Origin of the sequence: Leifsonia sp., from assembly GCF_051955155.1 — a bacterium.
GTDB lineage: Bacteria > Actinomycetota > Actinomycetes > Actinomycetales > Microbacteriaceae > Leifsonia.
Genome location: NZ_JBQCGZ010000033.1, coordinates 1 through 3,448 on the forward strand (window position 1 = coordinate 1; position 3,448 = coordinate 3,448).

4 protein-coding genes are annotated in these 3,448 nt (G+C 72.9%); 3 read left to right on the forward strand and 1 reads right to left on the reverse strand.

Annotation, left to right across the window (positions count from 1 at the left end):
* From ACTHMF_RS03235 to ACTHMF_RS03245, 3 genes are all read left to right on the forward strand, one after another.
* Positions 1–462, forward strand: a 462-nt coding sequence (locus ACTHMF_RS03235) for a 6-phosphofructokinase (RefSeq protein ID WP_440316273.1), incomplete at its 5' end; no start/stop codon positions are given.
* Between the two features lie 210 nt (positions 463–672).
* Positions 673–1,599 carry an NADP-dependent oxidoreductase gene (locus ACTHMF_RS03240; protein ID WP_440316274.1) on the forward strand — a complete coding sequence of 309 codons (927 nt, stop codon included), beginning with the start codon at positions 673–675 and terminating at the stop codon, positions 1,597–1,599.
* A 28-nt stretch (positions 1,600–1,627) separates the two neighbouring features.
* Positions 1,628–2,035: a hypothetical protein gene (locus ACTHMF_RS03245; RefSeq protein WP_314147639.1), complete on the forward strand. Its 408-nt coding sequence runs from the start codon at positions 1,628–1,630 to the stop codon at positions 2,033–2,035.
* Positions 2,036–2,063: 28 nt separating this feature from the next.
* Here ACTHMF_RS03245 and ACTHMF_RS03250 read toward each other — a convergent pair whose 3' ends face one another.
* Positions 2,064–3,377 (reverse strand): alpha-hydroxy-acid oxidizing protein, encoded by a 1,314-nt coding sequence (locus ACTHMF_RS03250; RefSeq protein ID WP_440316275.1) that lies wholly within the window; start codon positions 3,375–3,377, stop codon positions 2,064–2,066.
* Positions 3,378–3,448: the final 71 nt, after the last annotated feature.

Consider the following 3,448-nt stretch of genomic DNA (forward strand, 5'->3'; position numbering starts at 1 on the left):
ATCCTCATCCCGGAGCAGCCGCAGTCGATCGAGCAGATCTGCGAGTGGGTGGAGTCGGTGCGCGACCGCGGCCGCGCGCCCGTGATCGTCGTCTCCGAGGGCTTCCACCTCGACACGATGGAGGAGGCGCACTCGCACAAGGGCCTGGACGCGTTCAACCGCCCGCGGCTCGGCGGCATCGGCGAGATGCTCGCGCCGATGATCGAGGAGCGCACCGGGATCGAGTCCCGCGCGACCGTCCTCGGCCACATGCAGCGCGGCGGCGTCCCGAGCGCCTACGACCGCGTGCTCGCCACCCGGCTCGGCATGGCCGCTGTCGACGCCGCGTACGAGGGACGCTGGGGATCGATGGTGTCGCTGCGCGGCACCGACGTCGTCAACGTCTCGATCGCCGACGCCACCGGCGGCCTCAAAACGGTCCCGGACGCGCGCTACGAGGAGGCGGCGCTCCTCTTCGGCTGATCCGCCGCATCCCAGGCGCGACATTTGCGCCGAATGTTCGTCACCGCTGCGGTCGGACTCGACATTTGTGCCAAATGTTCGTCACCGCTGCAGTCGGACTCGACTTTTGTGCCAAATGTTCGTCACCGCTGCGGTCGGACTCGACACTTGTGCCAAATGTCGGCCCGCGCGCGGGCGTAGGCTCCCTTCTACGGAGGAAAGGAGCGCTGCATGCCCAGATTCGTCCAGTTCGCGGAGTTCGGCTCCCGCGACTACCTGACGGTGGTCGATCGCGAACGGCCGTGGCCGGGCCCCGGCCAGCTCCTGGTGCGGGTGATGGCCGCAGGGCTCAACCCGATGGACGTGAAGGCGTACCGCAGCGAGCAGGCCGCGGCGCGCATGGGCGTGACGCTGCCGAGCGGCATCGGCCAGGACTTCGCCGGCTTCGTCGAGGACGTCGGCGACGGCGTGACGCGCTTCCACGCGGGGGATGCGGTGCTCGGGACGGCGCCGTTCGCGGCGATCGCGGACTTCGTCGTGGTGCCCGCCGACGGGCAGGTGATCGGGAAGCCGGAGGCGCTGACCTTCGAGGTGGCCGGTTCGCTCGGCGTCGTGGCGCGGACCGCGATGGCGAGCACGCGCTCGCTCGGCCTCGGCGAGCACGACATCGTGCTCGTGAGCGCCGCGGCCGGCGGGGTCGGTGTGCTGGCCGCGCAGCTGGCCGTGCGCGCGGGCGCGACCGTGATCGGGACGGCGGGCGAGGAGAACCACGAGTTCCTGGAGACGCTCGGCGTCATCCCGGTGACCTACGGCGACGGTCTCGTCGACCGGGTGCGCGAGCTGCTGGACGACGGCGAGCGGCTGACCGCCGTGCTCGACAACCACGGCCCGGACACGATCGAGGCCGGGCTGGAGCTCGGCGTGCCCGTGGAGCGGATCAACACGATCGCGGCGTTCGGACCGGCCGCGCAGGGCGCGCAGACGGTCGGAGGCTACGCCGCGGGCAACGACGAGCTCGCCGAGGTGGCGGATCTGCTCGCGGAGAACGAGCTGGTGCTCCCGATCGACTCGATCTACCCGATCGAGAGGACGGGGGAGGCGTACGGCCGGCTGGAGGCAGGCCACGTCCGCGGCAAGATCGTGATCGTCACCGACTGAGCGTCCGCACGACGGAGGAGGAGCATCCATGATCGACGAGAACCTCGCCCGGCTGCTGCGCAGCGCAGGACTCCGCTGGCAGCCCGCGTCCGGCGACACCTTCGCGGTCGACCGGCCGGACATGGCGGGCGAGCACTTCACGGTGAGCGAGATGACGATCGAGCCGCACCACTTCGACACCGGCACGATCCTCGGCTTCAACGGCACGACCGAGTGGGCGCTGGACTCGCTCGCGGTCGAGGACGCGCTGTGGATCCCGCGCGAGGACCAGCTCAGGGAGCTGCTCGGCGGCGCGTTCCGGCACCTGGCGCGGACGCCGGACGGCTACCGCGTGACGATCGTCGTCTCCGACCAGGAGCGGCACTTCGAGGAGGACGACGCCGCGACCGCGTACGCGCAGGCGCTGCTCGCCCTGATCGGCGCTTCGGTCGTCTGAGGCGCGTCTGCCGCTCCGGCGAACGGCGCTACGCTCCCGCGAGCACGTCCGGCGTCAGTTCCTCGACGGAGCGGACGCCCGCGAGCCCCAGCGTGATGTCGAGCTCGGCGAGGATGTTGCGCAGCACCTCGTGCACGCCCGTCTCCCCGGCGATCGCGAGGCCGTAGACGTACGGCCGCCCGACGGCGACCGCGCGGGCGCCGAGGGCGAGCGCGATCAGCGCGTCCGCGCCGGAGCGCACCCCGCTGTCGAAGAGCACGGGCAGCCGGCCGGCCACCGCGTCCAGCACGCCGGGCAGCGCATCCAGGGCCGCGACCTCCCCGTCGATCTGCCGGCCGCCGTGGTTGGAAACGGCGACCGCGTCGACGCCGGCATCGATCGCCCGGCGGGCGTCGTCGGGGTGCAGGATGCCCTTCAGCACGATCGGCAGATCCGTCAGGTCGCGCAGGAACGCCAGGTCGTCCCAGCCGAGGGTCGGGTCGGCGAACACGTCCAGGAACGTCTCGACCGCGGCCAGCGGCTCGCCGGAGCCGAGCTTGTCCCGCAGCGGGCCGGGATGGTGGCGCAGGATGCTCGCGAAGGTCGCGATCGCGGCCGGGGTGACGGCGGCCGCCTCACGCGGCGCCTCCTGGGCGACCCGTTCCCGGACCAGCCGCTGGAAGACGGGGTCCGAGGTGTACTGCGCGATGCCGAGGCCGCGGCTGAACGGCAGGTAGCCGAGGGACAGGTCGCGCGGGCGCCAGCCGAGGAGGTGCGTGTCCAGGGTCACGACGATCGCCTCGCAGCCGCTCGCCTCCGCCCGGGCGACGAGGCTCGCCACCAGGTCGCGCGTCGAGCTCCAGTAGAGCTGGAACCAGCGCGAGGCGCCGGGCGCGACCGCATCCATCGAGACGCCGACCCGTTCCATCGGCACCGAGGCCTGCGTGGAGAGCATCGCGGGCACGCCCAGCCGGGCGGCGGCGCGAGCGGCCGCGACATCGCCGTCGCGTCTCGCGAGCTCCAGCACGCCGATCGGAGCGAGCAGGAGCGGCGTGGGGCGCCGCCGGCCGAACAGCTCGATGGAGAGGTCGCGCTCTGCCACATCCCGCAGCACGCGCGGCACGATGCGGCGGCTCCGGAACGCCCGCAGGTTGGCGGCGGCCGTCCGCTCCAGCCCGGCGGACCCGGCGACGTAGGCGAACGCCGCGCGGGACATCCTGCGCGCCGCGAGCCGCTCGAGCTCGGCGAAGCCGACCGGCACCGCGGGCCGCCTGCCGCTCACCCCCGCCCGGTAGACCGCGCTCTGCGCGGCCCTCCCGATGCTCGCCCCGATCCGCTCCACCGTGCCAGCGCCGCCCGTCATCCCCCCATTCTGCCCCCTCGGCCCCCGGCCGCCGAGCACAGGAAAAACGTCCCGATCCGGACCGATTCGCG